The organism is Accumulibacter sp. (assembly GCF_023806625.1).
GTDB lineage: Bacteria > Pseudomonadota > Gammaproteobacteria > Burkholderiales > Rhodocyclaceae > Accumulibacter.
The window spans coordinates 1-16,812 of record NZ_JAMTDX010000071.1; the positions used below are offsets into that span (position 1 = coordinate 1).

Annotated in this window: 10 protein-coding genes; all 10 read right to left on the reverse strand. The window is 64.2% G+C overall.

Annotated features, from left to right (window positions below):
• Positions 1–314: 314 nt before the first annotated feature.
• Complete coding sequence (locus NFW05_RS12115) at positions 315–1,052, reverse strand: hypothetical protein (protein ID WP_295307037.1); 738 nt, start codon at positions 1,050–1,052, stop codon at positions 315–317.
• Positions 1,049–3,100: a BREX-3 system phosphatase PglZ gene (gene pglZ / locus NFW05_RS12120; RefSeq protein ID WP_295307040.1), complete on the reverse strand. Its 2,052-nt coding sequence runs from the start codon at positions 3,098–3,100 to the stop codon at positions 1,049–1,051. Before pglZ ends, NFW05_RS12115 begins: the two co-directional genes overlap by 4 nt.
• Positions 3,097–5,916, reverse strand: coding sequence for a helicase-related protein (locus NFW05_RS12125; protein WP_295307043.1), 2,820 nt, complete (start codon positions 5,914–5,916; stop codon positions 3,097–3,099). The genes pglZ and NFW05_RS12125 overlap by 4 nt, the downstream gene beginning before the upstream one ends.
• An 8-nt stretch (positions 5,917–5,924) precedes the next feature.
• Complete coding sequence (locus NFW05_RS12130) at positions 5,925–8,750, reverse strand: DNA methyltransferase (protein ID WP_295307046.1); 2,826 nt, start codon at positions 8,748–8,750, stop codon at positions 5,925–5,927.
• A complete protein-coding gene (locus tag NFW05_RS12135) occupies positions 8,747–10,594 on the reverse strand; it encodes an RNA-binding domain-containing protein (RefSeq protein ID WP_295307049.1) in 1,848 nt (615 codons plus the stop codon). The genes NFW05_RS12130 and NFW05_RS12135 overlap by 4 nt, the downstream gene beginning before the upstream one ends.
• Positions 10,591–14,280, reverse strand: coding sequence for a DUF6079 family protein (locus tag NFW05_RS12140; protein WP_295307052.1), 3,690 nt, complete (start codon positions 14,278–14,280; stop codon positions 10,591–10,593). The genes NFW05_RS12135 and NFW05_RS12140 overlap by 4 nt, the downstream gene beginning before the upstream one ends.
• On the reverse strand, positions 14,277–14,789 hold the full coding sequence (gene brxF, locus NFW05_RS12145) for a BREX-3 system P-loop-containing protein BrxF (protein WP_295307055.1): 513 nt from the start codon (positions 14,787–14,789) through the stop codon (positions 14,277–14,279). Before brxF ends, NFW05_RS12140 begins: the two co-directional genes overlap by 4 nt.
• 1 nt (position 14,790) lies before the next feature.
• Positions 14,791–14,985 carry a helix-turn-helix domain-containing protein gene (locus tag NFW05_RS12150; protein ID WP_295307064.1) on the reverse strand — a complete coding sequence of 65 codons (195 nt, stop codon included), beginning with the start codon at positions 14,983–14,985 and terminating at the stop codon, positions 14,791–14,793.
• Positions 14,986–15,075: 90 nt separating this feature from the next.
• Positions 15,076–15,528, reverse strand: coding sequence for a hypothetical protein (locus NFW05_RS12155; protein ID WP_295307058.1), 453 nt, complete (start codon positions 15,526–15,528; stop codon positions 15,076–15,078).
• Positions 15,528–16,812, reverse strand: a 1,285-nt coding sequence (locus tag NFW05_RS12160; RefSeq protein ID WP_295307061.1) for a recombinase family protein, incomplete at its 5' end; no start/stop codon positions are given. The genes NFW05_RS12160 and NFW05_RS12155, both read right to left, overlap by 1 nt.

Here is a 16,812-nt window from a genome sequence, read left to right on the forward strand (position 1 = left end):
CGCCGAAAAACGCCAGGAAACGCGCGCTTTTGGGCGAAAAGCTGTTGACCTCGCAGGCGCCCGGAAGGGCCAAGTTCCTCTCTCTCCGGCCCGTCTTCTCCAAAGCTCCTGACTTCGCCCAAACAGTACGGATTTCTAAGGCATTGATTTAACGCGCTTATTCGGCGTGGGAAATCCGTACTTTCGGAAGTTCGCTCGGATGGGCGATATGGTCCTGAGGGCAACTTCGGCGATGCAGTCGTAGATTCTCGGAAGTTCTTCTTAAGGACCATCCTGCCGTCTGACACCCGGGAGTTGACCTTTCGAAGGAACGCCTAAGACGCGATTTCGACGAAATCCGTTTGATCCCCCTGGCGATGAAACTGAAGACGTGGGCTTCTGCTCAGCCAGTTCGAATGCGCGCGGAGATCGAACGGAAACAGCGACGAGTGCGAGAGCAGGTGTGATACGTGCAGGCCGCGGCCCAAACCGGTAAGCAAGCCCATCAGCAGTAGCTCGGCGGCATCTCCACTTACTTTCGTCTGTGCCCGCTGAGGCAGGTATTGCCCGCGAACGCTGCCGTCGCGCAGTGCCCCCCATTGAACCATCGAGCGCAGGATCCGCTGCGTTGCTCGCGGAAGTGTCGAGCGGTCTCCCCACGCATCAAGCATCCTGCGGACAATCTGAGACAAGGTTACGTCGCTGTTCATGGTGATCAGCTTTCCGGCGTTCGTGGCAACGTCCAAGAAGAACGGATAGGCGACCATCATCATCGCCCAGTGGATCGGCAAACGCTCACTCGCCGCAGCGTCGAGGTACAGCTTGAGAGCACCTTCGCGGATTTTTCGAGCCTCATCGGGAATAGTAAGCCATATGCGGGAAAGAACCGTCACAGTCTTTCCGCGAGCATCATGGATCGAGTTCCCGGCAAGAACTCCATCGAGCAAACGCCAGACATAATCCCGAGCCTCCTGGGCCGACGCGCCTGCGGCAGCTTGACCGGCAATGGCGTCGAGCCAGGAGAGCTCAATCCTTCGATCGAACCCGATATGTCTGCGAGCAACTTCGGTCATGCGCGTTCAACGATCCGAACAAACGGCACGACGACCTCCTCAAGACTGATGCCGCCGTGGGCGACCGTTCGTTTCCCTTCGGCTATGAAGGCCCGACGCTGCGGCGCGATCAAGGCAAGATAGTCGTCCGGCAACCCCGTCGTCGGCCAGGGAACACAGCCCGGATAGAGCGAAGCGACGTCCATCCGCGTGCCGTCGTCGCGAAAAACATGAGCGCGTTCACCGCGCTCGTCCGCGCACAGTCCGACGTTGGGCTTGCCGATCCCTTCTCCCTCGATATTCCCGTGGTCGGCGGTCAGATAGACCTCGAAACCCGCATCGACCAGCATGTCAACGAGGTTCCATAGGGACCCGCGCTGAGCCCAATGCAGGACGCTGGCGTGGAGCCCGTCGGTTCCGGTGACGGTGCCGTGAAGCATCTGGTCAACAGTGCCGACGACGATGCCCGCCACTCGGCACTTTCCGGTCGCAACCCCAGCACGCGCGCGCGCGAGGAAGTCATCGTCGTGTTCCTGGCTCTTCTGGCAAACGTACGCGACCTCGTTTCGGCGCAATCCACGATCCTCCCAGAACCGCGACCATTGCCGAGGTTCCTTCTGCGTCGTTCCGATGCTCGTCGCGAAGAAGAAGGGGGGATCGCCTGCGAAGATGGACTGACGCGACACCGCGGTGAGCGTCGGCACCCAGGCGAACACGGCGCCGTCTTCGGCTGACCAGCGTCTCGCCGAAAGCGACTGACGCGCCACGATCCACTGATCGATGGCAAGGCCGTCGATGACCACCAGCGCACGTCGACCGCCCCCGCCGTCCGCACCGAGACCATGGGCCAGGAAGTGCGGAACCTGGTGGACCATGACCGGGCGCGGCAGGTAGGCGAGGCTGTGTAACGAAGCGTAGTGGACGTCGAGCCAGTCGGCAAACGTCTGCTCGATGCCCTCATGGAGCCGGTCGACGCGTTGGGACTGCGTTTCGCCGAGCGCCGATGGCGCAGCCCAACGAAGCGCTACGATCTCCGCCCATCGATACGCGGTCTGCAACCATTGCGTATGCACCGCTTGCCGGTCGGGAAGGTCTCTCTCCAGGAGTGCAACAAGCTTATCCAGTCGATCGAGGTTGTCCGCGGCGCCAGCGCCGTCGACGCCGGCGGCCATCCAGGTTCCGCGAACTGCCGCCTTGGCCACCGTGGTGGTCGGCGCCAGCATGCCTTCGGTGAAGAGGTTGTCGACGTAGACGCGGACATCGTCGTGGTCGAAGGGGAGATCCGACGGTCCGCCGTATCGGAGATCGTAGGGTTCCGGCGTTTCTCTCAAGCCGCGTTCGCTTGCGATGACCCGTTGCAGGTAGATTGGCCAGCGCTCCTGCAGGAACTCGAAGAAGCTGACGCGGCTTCGTACGAGCTGATCGAGTGGCCAGTCTCGCCACTGTCCCGTCGCCTGGAGCAGATGGATCAGCCGATCGTCGAGCGACGATGGAAACACCCGGCCGCGATAGTGCCGCCGAAGCAGCATTCGCAGCAGATCGGCGGCGCTCTTGATCAGCGCCGGGTCGACTTCGAACACGTGCCTCAGCACGAAATCCCGGGTCGCATTCTCACCCAGGCACCCCGGCTGATGCAGGTGCTGGGCCGCGAACAGCGAATCGAGATCGCTGCGATCGAGTTCATCGACGACATGAGGTGCTAGCGTCGGGAACAATTCGGCCAGGCTGAAGGTCAACAACCGGCAGTCGCGCCGCGCCTGGTCGAGGAGATCGAAAGGCAAGCTGGAGACATCGGCGGTCGATGCGCGCAGCAGCACGACAAGGTTGGTCGTCTCGCCTGCGTCCCAGTGCTGGCGGAAACGCCGCTCGTAGGCGTAGCGAAACGCGACATGGTCCTCGAACGGGACGATCTCGAAGCCGCGCTGGCGAATGCCGTCGACGATCCCCTGTTCGGCGAGCAGCCGGTCGGGATCGGCAACCACGGTCAACCGCGCCACCGCCGCGATCTCCGGCGTGAACTGGGCGAGGATGGGCTCGCGCCACCCGGAAAGGCCGCTCGATGCGTTCATTGGCCGGCGCCGTCCTTTCGGACCCGCAGCAGCATCACCGCGGCCAGATCGGGCAGCGCCGCCTCCCGCGCCGCCAGCTCCGTCTGCCACGCTCGCTCCTCCTCAGCGAGTTGCTTCAGCCGATGCGCCCGCACCTGCGGCAACCCGAGCCGCGCGATCGCGCGCTTGCGCGACGCAAAGCCCAGAATGCCCTTCCGGCGCTCGCGTTCAACACTCTCGCGATGGGAAGCGGCAAGCTCATCGAAGACCGAGGCACCCTGCGCCTCGGCCGCCCGCCGGCATCGTTGGTATGCGTCGGCGGCATCCGATCCGTCCAGGTCGCCGTCGTCACGCGTGATGCCTGCGGGCAAATCGATCAACCGGTCCCAGATCGTCCGCGCCGTCGGCCCCAAGACGCGGCCGTCGTCGCACACGAATAGCGGGAAGAAGCGCTGCTCGCGGCCGGTGGTTGTTTGCAGGCTGACGCGCCACAGCGACCACAGGCCGCCGATCTTGTCCGACACATCCGGGACGCGGATCGCCGGCACCGGCTGGCCCGGAGCAAACACCGGCAGCTGCGCGGTCAGGCCGCGAACGCGATCGTCTTCCAGGGTCAGGTGAACGGCGCCGGGACGCTCGCTTTCGTCACGGGCGAAGACGGCGCCGCGGATCTCATGGCCGTCCGGCCAGCGCAACGTGTAGCCGAGCCGCTCGCGCCGGACGGCCGCACCGCGATCCTCGTGACTGCGCAGGTGCTCCAGCGTCATGCGCTCGGTCCAATAAGGGATCTGATGTCCCGCGATCCGCTGCGCCGCGCCGGGATCGAGATGTGCCCCACCGCTGAACAGACGCGAGCCGGCGCGGGCTTCCTCGGCGCGGCGGCGGATCTCCTCGGCGACGGCAAGCGCGCGGCTCTCGGCTTCCTCGGGCGACAGGATCGCCTGCGCGAACAGGCTCTCGAACGGCACGCCGCTCTCCTCGGAGTCGAGAACGTCGGCGAGCTTGTCGACGCCGAACTCGTCCAGGATCCGCTGCAGCTTTTCTTCCAGCACCTCGCGCACGCGCAGCTCGACGGTGTCCTCCAAAGCGAAGTTCAGCGCCCGCACGACGTGCTTCTGGCCGATGCGGTCGACGCGGCCGATGCGCTGCTCCAGCTTCATCGGGTTCCACGGCAGATCGTAGTTCACCACGACGTGGCAGAACTGCAGGTTCAGGCCCTCGCCGCCGGCATCGGTCGAGATCAGGATCTGCGCGTCACCGGCAAACGTCCGCTGCACCTGCCGGCGCTCCTCCAGATCCATCGATCCGTTGAGGCAGACGACGGCGAAGCCGCGCTGTCCGAGGAACTCCGCCAGCATCGTCTGCGTCGGCACGAACTCGGTGAACACCAGCACCTTCAGCGCCGGATCGTCTTCCTCGCGTTTCAGCTGCTCGATCCGATCGAGCAGCGCTTGCGTCTTGATATCCGGACCGCGCGCCTCGCAACGCCGCGCCGCCGACAGCAGCAACTCGACCTCGGCGCGCTCGTCCTTGAGTTCCTTCAGCCGCGTCTTCAGGATCGTGTCCAGCTGCTCCTGGGCATCGAGGGACGACCAGTCCTCGGCGATGTCTTCCGGGAACAGCGAGAGTTGGCCCGATGGCAGCTGCAGTGCCTCAAGGCGCCGTTCCAGCGCCATCCGGATCGCCGCCGTCGAGGAGGTCACGAGCCGCTGCATCAGGATCATCAGGAAGCCGACTGCCGTCTGCTTCTCCTTCATTGCCCGGTTGTAGCCGTCGCGCACGTAGTCGGTGACGGCCTCGTACAGCGCCCGCTGCTCGCCGTGCGCTGCCCCCCAGTCGATCGGCACCAGCTGGGTGAACCGCGGCTTGAACAGCGGCTGGCCGTCGGCATCGATGGCGTGGCGTTTTTCCGTCCGAATGACCAGCGGCGTGACGGCGTCGCGCGAGATCGCTTCGTCGCCCGGCAGCACGTCGGCATCGAGGAAGCCGATCAGCCGGCGGAAGGCGTCGGATTTCCCCTGGTGCGGCGTCGCCGACAGCAGCAGCAGGTAGGGCGCGGCCTCGGCCAGCGCCTCGCCGAGCTTGAACCGCGCCACCTGCTCGCTCGATCCGCCCAGCCGGTGCGCCTCGTCGATGATGATCAGGTCCCAGCCGGCCGCCACCAGATCCTCGAACCGCTCGCGGTTGTAGCGGGCGAGCTGCTCGCGGCTCCAGCCGCGGCGGGCATCCATGGGCTTGACCGAGTCGAGCGGGCAGATCACCTGGTCATGCAGCCGCCACAGGTTCTCGGCATCGTCGATGCCGCCCGCCTCGCGCAGGGCAGACAAGGCGCCGGGCAGCATCAACCGGAACGCCTCGCCGAAGTGGGTCTTCATCTCCGACTGCCACTGCAGCACCAGGCCGGCCGGGGCGACCACCAGGATGCGGCGTGCGAGCCCGCGGATCTTGAGTTCCCGCAAGATCAGCCCGGCCTCGATGGTCTTGCCGAGACCCACTTCGTCGGCAAGCAGGTAGCGCACCCGGTCGCCGCTCATCGCCCGCTGCAGGGCGTAGAGCTGATGCGGCAGCGGGATGACGCTGGCTTCCAGCGGCGCCACCAGGGCGTCGCGCTCCAGCGCATCGGCGATGCGGGCGGCGGCACTGGCGAACGACAGCCGGTGCAGCAGCCGCGCGTCGCTCGCCTCGATCGGCTTCAGCCGGCTTTCCGGCACGCGGACCGCCGCACCCCGGCGCGGCAGCCAGATCAGGCACGCCGTCTGCCCCCACAGCCGTTCCGTCTCGACGATGCGGCAGGGCTCGTCGTGGTCGAGGCTGAGCCACCACTCGCCCGCCTGCATCGCCCGCCTCAATCCACGCCGAGGCGCGTCCGCGCGACGTCGAGATACATCACCAGCTTGTCGTCCTCCTCGACCACCGCGTCCGGCAGCTTCGCCGCGACGTCGACGATGGTTTGGTAGTCTCTGGCGTCGTAGGCGGCCTTGAAACCGGCGCGCACGGCTTCGGCACGGAACAGCTTGATCTTGCGTTCCTTCGATTGCTTGTAGCCAACGAACTCGCTAAGCAGCGCCTTCTCGCGCAGCTTTTCGAGATCGATCTGCTTGGCCGGGTCGGGGACGTACCAGCGGTCCTTCGCCTTGGCGATGAGCGCCGGATCCTCCTTGTCCAGGTTGCGCAGCTCCTTGAAGTTGGTCGAGAGATAGCTGTGGATCTGGCTCGGCACCGGGCCAACGCCGTCGTAGTGCAGGAAGCCCTGCCGCAGCATTTCCTTCAGCTCGATCGTCTTCTCGTGCTTGGCCCAGGCTTGCAGTTCACGCATGAACGCCGGTTGCAGGTCCTGGAAGCTGCGCGGCTTCTGCTGAAGCGCCCGGCGCAGCCACTGGATGGCGGTCGCCTCATCGTGCACGAACAGTTCGAGCTGGCGCAGCTCCTCGATCGTCATCCGCTTGCGGTCGTACTCGACGATCTGGGTCGGCAAAAAGTACATGTCGTCCCGTTTGGGATAGCGCTGCTCCAGCCCGGCGAGGAACTCCGCCGTCGACAGCGGCACCAGCAATTCCCGCTGGACGTGGAAGGCGACCATCCGGTCGTGCAGCATCTGCGCCGTGCGCTCAGCGATGATTTCGGCGTGGCCGTTGCGGCCGGAAAACACCGGCACGTGCGCCAGATGCTCGTTGACGAACGCCCAGGCGTTCTCGGGTGACGACGTCTTCAGCGCGAAGCGCTCGGCGAGCGCCACCGTCGGCTTGTAGGCGGAAATGACCAGATCCTGCTTGACGGCGGAGCTGGTCACCTGCCGGTAGGAGCCTTGCTGTTTGTCGAGGGTGCGAACGTCAGCGACAACAAAGCCTGCCGTCCCAAGGGCTTCTTGAATCGCCCTCCAAACTGAATTTCTAGAGTTACTGAAAACAACCGTCATCCACCGGCCGGGCTTCAGCACCCGGGCGTATTCGGCGAAGCACGCCCGCATCAAGCCCTGATAGTCGACGAGATCCTTATCCTTCGCCTGATCGACGATCGCTTCTGGCTCGGCATTGGTCAGCACCCGGTGCCACGCTTCCACCAGGTAGTTCAGATCCGCGTAGTAGATGTTTTCGCCGAACGGAGGGTCGGTGAATATGTAATCGACCGAAGCATCCTCAATCATAATCCTCGCGCATGTACCAGTCGAATTGGCAGAGCCAGCATATGCCAAACTGAAACCTTCGAAGGCAGCCCAAAGCCTCCTTAATTTTCCTGATAAGCCGTACCAAGGGCTGACTTCGGAGGATTGCGAGGCAACGTAGTAGACGCCGTTGAGCGCGCGATTGACTTGTGAAAAATGCGAAGGACTATAGCGATTCAACAGGGACATGCCCCAGATCGATTGCTCGACGAAAAACAGCAGCATGTTGCGCAGGCGGCGGTCGGGCTCGGCCGACGCCTTGCGCCACAGCGCCGCCAGCGCCTGCGCCGCGCGGGGGAGGAAAAGGTGATGGACGTGGGTGAAGCCCTTCGGCGCCAACCGCGAGCCGTGGTACATCTTCTCAATCGGGAACGGGTTCGTCGGCACCTCTGGCGGTAACGCCAAGGCCGCGATCCTGTTCAAGACGTCCAGATCAGTGGAGTCCGGTACCTTCTCGTAATCGGTCTTGCCGACGCGGTAGTTGATCATCGCCGGCCGAAAGCGGACGCGCTTCCACGGCTGCCGCGTCGCCGGATCGATCAACGTCTCGAAGTCGCGCTGCAGGTTGTCCTTGGTCAGTTCCGCCGTGCAGTGCGGGCAGGGAAACTTGTCGTGGACGCGCTTGGTCTCCTCATCCAGCGCCTCGGCGACGAAGTTCACCTCGCCGGCGCACTCCGGGCAGGTGAACACCTCGCTCCACACCGTGTAGTTGATCCGCCCCTTGGTTTTGCCGTCACTGTGCAGCGTCTCGTACATCCAGCCGAGCTCCTGATCGACCTCGCTCAGGATGCGCTGCGCCGCTTCTGTGAAGGCCTCGACGTCGAACGGCAGCGTGTAGTTGGCGGCGATGAACGTGGCGGCCGGCCCGAGATCGTTGAGGATCGCCCGGCGCGCGCCCCACTTCGGCTTGCCGCGGCCGTCCTTGGCCCACTGCGCTTCCAGCTGCTTGCGGTATTCGGCCGGCGCCGCGCCGCACCACTGCGCCGCCACCCCGGTCATGCCCGAGCCGGCAAAGCCGTCGAGGACGATGTCACCCGGCTCGGTGTAGTGCAGGATCGACGGCACGATCGCCAGATGCGGCACCTTGGTGTGGTAGCTGTGCGCCTTGTACAGCGCGTCCGTCTTGCCGACGCTGGTATCGACCGCGAACGGGTCGCGCGCGTAAGGCTCGGCCGGATCGAACGGCGTGCCGTAGCAACGGACGAAATCCTCAAGAAACGGGTTCGGGCAGGCCGTGTACCACGGCGGATCGGACATCCGGATGATGTCCTCGTCGGTGCCGATCGGAAACCCCGGCGTCTGGCGGAACGCGGGATCGGCCAGCTTCTCCCGCAGCTTCTGGGTGAAGTACGCGCGCCGCGCATCCTCGCTGTCGAATGTCAGCCCCAGACACTCGACCTTGCCCTTCTCCAGCGCCTGCTGCTCCGCCGACTTGTCCACCAGCCGCAACTGCCCCGACGCCTCGATGAACAACTCGCCGCTCTTTGCCGACTTCCTCCTGCCGCTCATCGGTCTGATCCTTCGGCTTTGATGTGTCGAGCGACGATCTCGGCGCCCACCGCGGTCAACGAATAGCGCTGGCTGGGATGCCGCGGAGCGTCGGGAAACTGGAGCTGCAGCAGCCCACCGTTGAGCAGCGGCCGAAGATGAAAGCTGCGGAACTGGGTGCGGTGCTTAACGCCCAAGAGATCCATGAGCTCCGTCAGCTGGCGCGGCGTGTCGCAGGCTGCGAGAAGGCGGTACTGCTCATCGGTCAGATGATCCAGTTGCCGGCCTGGCTTTGCCACAGCTTGGTCACTGACCAAGTTCGTGGATTCTGGGGCAGCTTGGTCACTGACCAAGCTCGCCGCTGTACCAGGAGTTTCCGCCAGTGGCCAGCGCTGGCGAAGGTGTTCGGACAGCTGATAGCAAACTCCGTCCGGACACTCGCTTTTCGTCGCCAGCACCTGCGCTTCCAGGCGATTAAGGATCGGCATCAGTTCGGCACTCCCGATGCCGAGCGACGCCCGGAACTCCGGCAGGTAGACCTGCGGCTGGCCGCAGAGGATGGCAAGCGCGGTCGCTTCCTGATCCGACAGGTGGACGCCGAGTGCGGCCTGGAACAGCAACTGCCGCTCGGACAACAGTTCTTTGACAAGCAGGCTCAGGCGGAATGTGTAGCTGGCAACGTCGTTGACGATCTCGGGTGGCACGCGCCCACGCCGCCGCCAGTCGCCGAAGATGGCACTGAGCCCCGTTCCCGCCTGCTCGCTCAGTCCAACACGGCGGAACATCCCGATGATGCGAGGATTTCGAACATCCTTCTCGCCCGGCTCAAGGAGCGCGGACGTGCTCGCCCGTGCCGTGCCGGGATTCTCGAAAACCACCCGGTCCGGATGGAAGGATATCATCGCGGATCGGGTCCCTTCCTCGAAATCCTGATGCATCAGCAGGTTGATCGCCGCTTCGCGGAAGGAGACGAAATCCTCCGGCCGCTCCTGCCGTTCCATGGTTGCGACTTCGAGTGCGAACGGCTTCGCGGCGTTCTGGACGTAGCGATCCGCCAGCTGCTCCCAACAGGTCCAGAGATTGTCTTCGCAAACAAGCCGGTCGACCCAGCGTTGGTCGGGCGCGGGGGCATCCCAGGCATGGACCGCCCAACGGCAGTCGACCACTGGTCGCGGCAGCATCGCACGGAGTGCCGCACCCGTGCCGAACAGCAGGATCGCGGCCCGCGTCGGTCGGAGCGTGCCTCCCGCTTGGACAGCCAAGGCCCAATGCTCCAGGAAATGCGCGGCATCAAAGTCGTTGCAGCGATTGCCCTGGTCGCGCGCCTCGAACCGGCGACGGTAGCGGGCCAGGGTTTCCCCGTCGATGCAGCTTTCTATGTCGAGATCGATACTTTCCGATTCATAGGACTGTCCGCCGGCAGCGCGCAGGAACCGCCGGATGTCGTTTTCGTCGCACCGATGATCGGCCGCACCGCGCCGGATGAAGCTTCGCCGGATGTCGCCGTTGAGGTAAACGGGCTTATGCTGACGCGGCGCTTCGGGCACGTAGAACACGAGTAACCTGCCGGTTTCAGTTTCAATAATGTCTTCGGTCGTTGCAATCTGATAGCTAATTTTCTGGGTCGAGCGTAGGCCACTGAGGAAGTCGTTTTGCACTTTGTCCAAAGAAATGACGCCAACAATCTCGAATTGGTCGCCACTTTGCTGAACGCCGAAAACCAGATGTCCGCCGGACGTATTCGCGAAGGCCGAAACGGTCTCGTAGGCGCTCTTTGGCACTTCGTGTTGCGCTGCCTTCACTTCCAAGTCGGACCATTCACCGCCTTGAATTCGCGCAAGCAACTCGCTGCGAGAGAGCCTCATTCAATAAGCACCCTAATTTTGGCCGGGTCCTTGCCTTTCAGCAGCGCCGAAAGGTGGCGTTCGAAGCGCTCCCGAACATCGGGAACGGTGCAGGGGAGACCGCCGTCGGTCAGCGCGCCGCGCAAGTCGGCAATCCCAAGTCTCACTGGAACCAACCCGCTCAGCACATCCTGCAGCGCCTTGACGAAACCAGGGCTGATCGGATCGGGCAGTTTCCTCTCGGCCAGGAACTGCTGAAGCGCCTGCTTGCCGACCGCGTCGCTCAGCAGCTCGACGTTGCCCGATACCGTCGGATCTTCGAGATTGGTGAGCAGGGTTTCGGTCCACGCTCGGATCAACGCGTCCAGCGTTTCGTCGAGATCGGCGAGGACGCGCTTTGCAGGAGTATCGCTGGCCGGCTCCTCGGCCGGCCGGAAGCCGCAGTGCGGGCATAGTGGGTCGGCTTCGAGGTCGGGGCGGCCGAGCTGGAAGCAAGTCTTGAGCGCAAGCAGCCGGTTCTCGAAGTCGCGGAACTGCGGCGTCGGCATCATTTCGACGCCGGCAAGCTTCTGCAGCTGCGTCCGGCGCGGATCCTTGGTCAGGCTCGCCTTGCGCCTGTCGTCGTTGGCGCCAAGCCGGCTGCGTTCGTGCGCCGCGAGGTAGGCATCCCGGTACTTGGTCTTCAGATCGCCGAGCGACTGGCTGAGGAGCCGCTTGAACTCCGCCTCCGACCGATGCTTCGGGCTGCCGATCTTGGAGAGGAGGTCGGCCCGCTGGGTGCGAACCTCTTCCTGCCAGGGATGATGCGCGTCGAGCAGCGCCTCCGCCTTGCCGAGATAGGAGGTGAGCGGCGAGACCTGTTGTAGCAGCTCGGTCAAGCTATCAACCTCGCGACACAGGTCGAGGGCCGCCTTCTGGCCGAGCACCGCCGCCGAGTCATGCGGGAAGTTCTTGAGCTTGCCGACGGTATTGAAGGGCTGCAGCGATTCGAGGAAACTTTTCAGCCCGCCCAGCCGGGTCTTCCAGTCGGCCTGTTCCTGATCGGAGAGAACCGCGCGGCCCCAGAATACCAGTTCGCCGACGCGCGCTTGTGCCGCGACGACTTTGGTTAGGAGCTCGCCGACCCGCGGCTGCAGCTTGATGACCGCTTCCTCCCGGGTGGCCGGGTTGACGATCAGGCCCTTCGGCAGGTCGAGCACTTCGAAGAGATCCTGAAGCGGGCCCAGCGGCAGATCACGCGGCCGCTCGATGTGTTTGAACTCGGCGACGTCGCCGATCGGCAGTCTGGCGAATTGCTCGACCCCGGCGGCGTCGATCTTCTTGCCGGGAAGGCTGAGAACGATGTCGCCACTGTGCACCAGCGCCGCCAGCACCACCGCCGCGAATTCTGGCTCAAGGCGGAAGCGCGTCCAGTAGTCGATGCCAGCCTCGGACGCGATCAGTTCCGAGCGGTTGAGCACCTGGCCTTGCGCTTTCTGGCCAAGGCCATCGAGGACGTGTTTGGCGTAGCGGGATTGACGCGGCTTCAGCACGTCGCCATCGAGAAGTTCGAGCGCGTCGAGCACGGCCGCGCCCTGCTTGCTCCTGACGCTGCCAGCGATCCAGCGTAGCGCTTCCTGCGCCGCCTGATCGCGGTTCTGGCGAGTCACGACGACGCTGAACACGGGGTATTCCGGGCTCTTGTCGGCGAAGTGCGCGGCGAGGAGCGCGGAACCGGCGGTATTCACGTAGTCACGCACGGTGGCGTTCGGCGGCAGCTTGCCCCGAACCACCTCGAGGAGGGACTTGGCACGGCCCTGATGGACGACATCGACCGCATTCGGCATGTGTTCGCGCAGCCAGCTGGTCAGCGTACGCAGCTGATCACCGGCCTTGTCCTCGTAGACCTTCTTGTTGCTGCCCGACGCGGTTGCCGCCTGTTCGCGGGCGCCGGCGTAGAGCTTGAGTGCCCGCTCGAAGGGGTCGTCCCGGTTCTTGAGCCGGAAGAACACTTCGTCCGCCTTCTTTTCGTCCTTGAAGTAGGGCGGATCGAACGGCTGCAGGAAGTAGAGGTAGAAGTCGCGCGGCGGCTGCGCCGTGGACCGCTCGTTGGGGGCGCCGAAGAACAGGTAGCCGCTGCGCCCGACCTTGCGCTCGCGCCACTCGATCTCGTGTTCCCAGATCCGGTATCCCGTCACATACGGTGGCGCGTCGGGATCTTCGAGGACGACGCGGCGCAACGCATCGAAGTAGTAGCGATCGAGTTGAGAGTCATCGAGAAGCTCGGCTTTCTTCTCGATCAGCGAGTCGAAGTCGACATCCTTCTTGAGATCGAGAAAGTATTGGCCGTTCTCCTTGTTGAAGCTGAGAAACTGACCGCTGACGGTTCGGATGAGCTCCTTGAGAACGGTTTCGACGAGGGTCCTCAGGAATGCGGCATCCTTCTCCGGCACCGGCAGCATCAAGCACAGATCATCGCGAAGCTCCTCCGCGGTGGCGCCGATCGGCGCATAGATGTCAGCCGTCGTCAGCCGGTGGACCGACAGCGCATTGATGATACGCAGAGCCGCCGACCTGTACTGCGGTCGTGTGAAGGCTTGGCGAACGCGCGCTTCGAGCACACCGCTCCGGTCGATGACCTCCTTGATATCCGGATCGGCTCGGAACGAGGGATTGTCGCGCAGGACCGTCCAGTAGGAGTCGTAGGCGATGACACCGGTGTCGTTGGGCGGCACGTCGTCATTGATCCGCTTGCCGATTTCCGCACTTAGCGTTTTGAGGATTTCGCGCTTCTCCGCGACGTATACCCGCTCGAACGTGTCGAGATAGGCCGGGTGCGCCGGGAACAAGCGGACGAACTCTTCCATGCGTTCGTTCATGGAGCCGTAGAGGGGAGCGAACTGCTTCAGGTGCTCACGGATCAGCCCTTGTTGCCGCGTATCCTTCTTCAGAAGCCGTTCGGCCACGACGAAGGCGACGTCGTCGCGAGCGATGCGGACCTGCTCGAACCGGTCCTTCACCCGCCGCAGCGTATCGGCGACAAACTGGAAGCGGGGATTGTCGAACAGGCTTTCCTGCACTCCGGCGATGAAGCGGACCCGGGAGCCTTTGCACACCTCGCCGAGCTCCCGCAGGAACGACAGATCAAGGCTGAGTTCCTGATCCTTGCGGGAGCGCAAGTAGTCGAGCAGCTCGTCCACGACGAGGGCCAGCCCCTGGTCGGGATGCACGCTCTGGAACGCCGCCATCATCTCCTGGAAGGCGGTCTTGTTCTCATGCCGGTCTCCGGTCGCCGGGAATTCGAAGGCGACGCCAAGACGCCCCAGTCCGTCTTCGAGCACGGAGCAGATGATGTCGCGAAGCGACATCGTCGTCGATCCAATCTCGGCTCGGATGACCCGGAACCGGCCGGCGATCGGTGCCGCCCCGTCAGCGGCCCGCTGATTGCTCAGGACGGCTCTCAGTTCCTTGGTCTCGGCAACGGCCGAGATCACGGCCATCAAGTGCGACTTACCAGTTCCGTAGTTGCCGACAACGAAAATGCCTTTGCTGTCCGCTGGCTTCGAAAACTGAAGCTGCGGGAAGACGACGTCACAGAGCACCTCAGCCATACGGTCGGAAATCACGAAGGTTTCGACCAAGCGACGGGCGTCTCGCGCCGAGTCGGCTTCGCGCAACTGGACGACCGTTTCAATCGGCTCGAACTGGATGAGTTCGGAGTACTTCATGCGGTCCCCCGTCGCGGCTCGACCCCATGTGACTGCCCCCGATCGTCCGCCATCACAACGACGGCCGGCGGCGCCAGATAACGACGTGCCTCCGGATGTCCGGGTTCGGCGTAGGTCAGCGCGTTTCCGTCGAAATGACCCGGCCATGCGGCAACGATCGTCGTGTTGCGCGCCAACCCTTGCAGCAAACGGAGAGGATCCTGGGCGAGATTGATGGCAAAAAGCATCTCGATGTTGTCGAGCATCACCACGTCCGAGATCCGAGCACGAACCATGTCACCGAGAATGGCAGCCACCCGGACGGCCCGCTGTTTCTGCGTAAGTTCCAAGAGTTGCTCGGACAACTCAAGGTTGACGTTGAGCCGCGGCCATCCGTTCTCACCCGCCAGCTCGATGAGCGCTTCCGTTTTGCCGGAACCTGCCGCACCAACCGCAAGCACGAGGCGATGGTAGGACTCGGATGCGGTGTCCAGAGCGCGGAGAATTCGATCGTAGAGCGATCCTGCCAAGTCATTTCCCCCCATCGGTACGATAGGCTGCCTTCTGCTGCTCGATCCAGGTTTCCATATCGTCGCGTTTGAAACGCCATTGGCCGCGCACCTTGAATGCCGGCAGCTCGCCCTTTTGCGCCATCGTGTAGACGGTTTTCTGCGCGACCTTCAGCAGCTGGGCCACCTCCGGCAGCGTCAGGATTTCATCTGGCATCCACCAACCTTCGCTTCGCAGCAGACGGAAGACGATGCCAGAAATTTCCAAGCTTTGCTATGGCAGATCACGGATGGCGGGAAGGCGACGTTACGAGTTCGGATCGACATTTTGAGCAGGCGATGAGAAGGCCGAACGCAGGCGGGCAAGCTCGGCTAGCTGTTCTTGCCACGCCACTGGGAACGGCTGCATCAACGCCGCCAGCGTCATCTCCGCCGGCTGCCGCCCATCCAGGATGGCCTCGACGATGTCGGGCGCGAGCAGGGTGAGCCGAAGGACCCGGCTGACGTAGGAGGCATTGATCTTTTCGGCGGCGGCGATTTCCTCGACCGTGGCGTAGGCACCTGTCTCCAGAAGCTTCCGCCACCGAAACGCCCTCGCCAGCGCCTTGACCATGGCGTTGTCGACCCGCCGGCGTGGCGGCGCCCAGGACGGCGTGCCGTCTGGCGAGATGACCAGCTTTCGTCCGCCGCGCTTCGTGAACGTCATCGGCACGCTCACGGTCAGGGTGCGGCCATCGGCGCTGAGGCGAGACTCGGTCATCAGGCCGCCCTCCGCTCAGGTTTCCCGGCGCGCAGATCGGCGACCAGCGTCTGCAACCCGTCGACGCGCAGCTGCAGGTCGAGGCGGTCCGGGTGAACATCGACGCGTTCGACAAGCAGCTGGAGAATGCGCGCCTGTTCGGCAGGGAACAGTTCGTCCCAGATCGGATCGAGGCCCAGCAGTGCCTCGCGCACTTCGGTTTCCGACAGATCTTCGATCTCCGGCCGCGCCGACCGCCACGTGCCGACGATGATCTCCGGCGACCGCAGCAGGCCGCGCAGCTGATCGACCACGGCGGCTTCCAATTCGGCGGCCGGCGCCCGACGCACCACGCCCGGGGGCGTGTCGCCTTTGAGCAAGCCGGCGGCGACGTAGTAGCGGTAAAGCCGCCCGCCCTTGCGCGCATGCGTCGGCGTCATGGCGCGGCCATCGGCGCCGAACAGGATGCCCTTCAGCAGGGCCGGCGTCTGCGCGCGGGTGTTGCCGGCGCGGCTGCGGGGGCTCTGCCGGATGATCGCGTGGACCTTGTCCCAAAGCTCGCGATCGATGATCGCCGTGTGCTCGCCGGGATGCGCCACCCCCTTGTGCACGGCCTCGCCGAGATAGACGCGGTTGTTGAGCAGCTTGTAGAGAAAGCCCTTGTCGATCGCCTTGCCGCGCTTGTTGGTCACGCCTTCGGTCGTGAGTCCCCTGACCAGAACCGTGGCCGAGCCGAGCTTCAGGAACCGCTCGAAGATCATCCGCACAACCGTGGCCTCGGCCTCGTTCACGACCAGTTTGCGGTCCTTGACGTCATAGCCGAGCGGGGGATGGCCGCCCATCCACATGCCACGCGCCCGCGAGGCCGCGAACTTGTCGCGGATCCGCTCGCCGATCACTTCGCGCTCGAACTGCGCGAACGACAGCAGGATGTTCAGCGTCAGCCGGCCCATCGACGTGGTGGTGTTGAAGGACTGCGTGACGCTGACGAAGGTGACGCCGCGGCGGTCGAATACCTCGACCAGCTTCGCAAAATCCATCAGCGACCGGCTCAGCCGATCGATCTTGTAGACCACGACGACGTCAACCCGGCCGTCCTCGATATCAACGAGCAGGCGCTTGAGCGCCGGACGCTCCAGTGTGCCGCCGGAGAAGCCGCCGTCGTCGTAGTGGTCCGGCACCAGAACCCAGCCTTCGGGCTTCTGACTGGCGATGTAGGCCTCGCATGCCTCGCGCTGGGCGTCGAGCGAGTTGAACTCCATGTCCAGGCCTTCCTCGGTCGACTTCCGGGTATAGACCGCGCAG

Coding starts and splice junctions, on each gene's coding strand:
- pglZ (WP_295307040.1), bottom strand. CDS start 3,100: ATGAACGCATCGAGCGGCCTTTCCGGGTGGCGCGAGCCCATCCTCGCC.
- NFW05_RS12125 (WP_295307043.1), bottom strand. CDS start 5,916: ATGCAGGCGGGCGAGTGGTGGCTCAGCCTCGACCACGACGAGCCCTGC.
- NFW05_RS12135 (WP_295307049.1), bottom strand. CDS start 10,594: ATGAGGCTCTCTCGCAGCGAGTTGCTTGCGCGAATTCAAGGCGGTGAA.
- NFW05_RS12130 (WP_295307046.1), bottom strand. CDS start 8,750: ATGAGCGGCAGGAGGAAGTCGGCAAAGAGCGGCGAGTTGTTCATCGAG.
- NFW05_RS12155 (WP_295307058.1), bottom strand. CDS start 15,528: ATGACCGAGTCTCGCCTCAGCGCCGATGGCCGCACCCTGACCGTGAGC.
- NFW05_RS12115 (WP_295307037.1), bottom strand. CDS start 1,052: ATGACCGAAGTTGCTCGCAGACATATCGGGTTCGATCGAAGGATTGAG.
- NFW05_RS12140 (WP_295307052.1), bottom strand. CDS start 14,280: ATGAAGTACTCCGAACTCATCCAGTTCGAGCCGATTGAAACGGTCGTC.
- NFW05_RS12150 (WP_295307064.1), bottom strand. CDS start 14,985: ATGCCAGATGAAATCCTGACGCTGCCGGAGGTGGCCCAGCTGCTGAAG.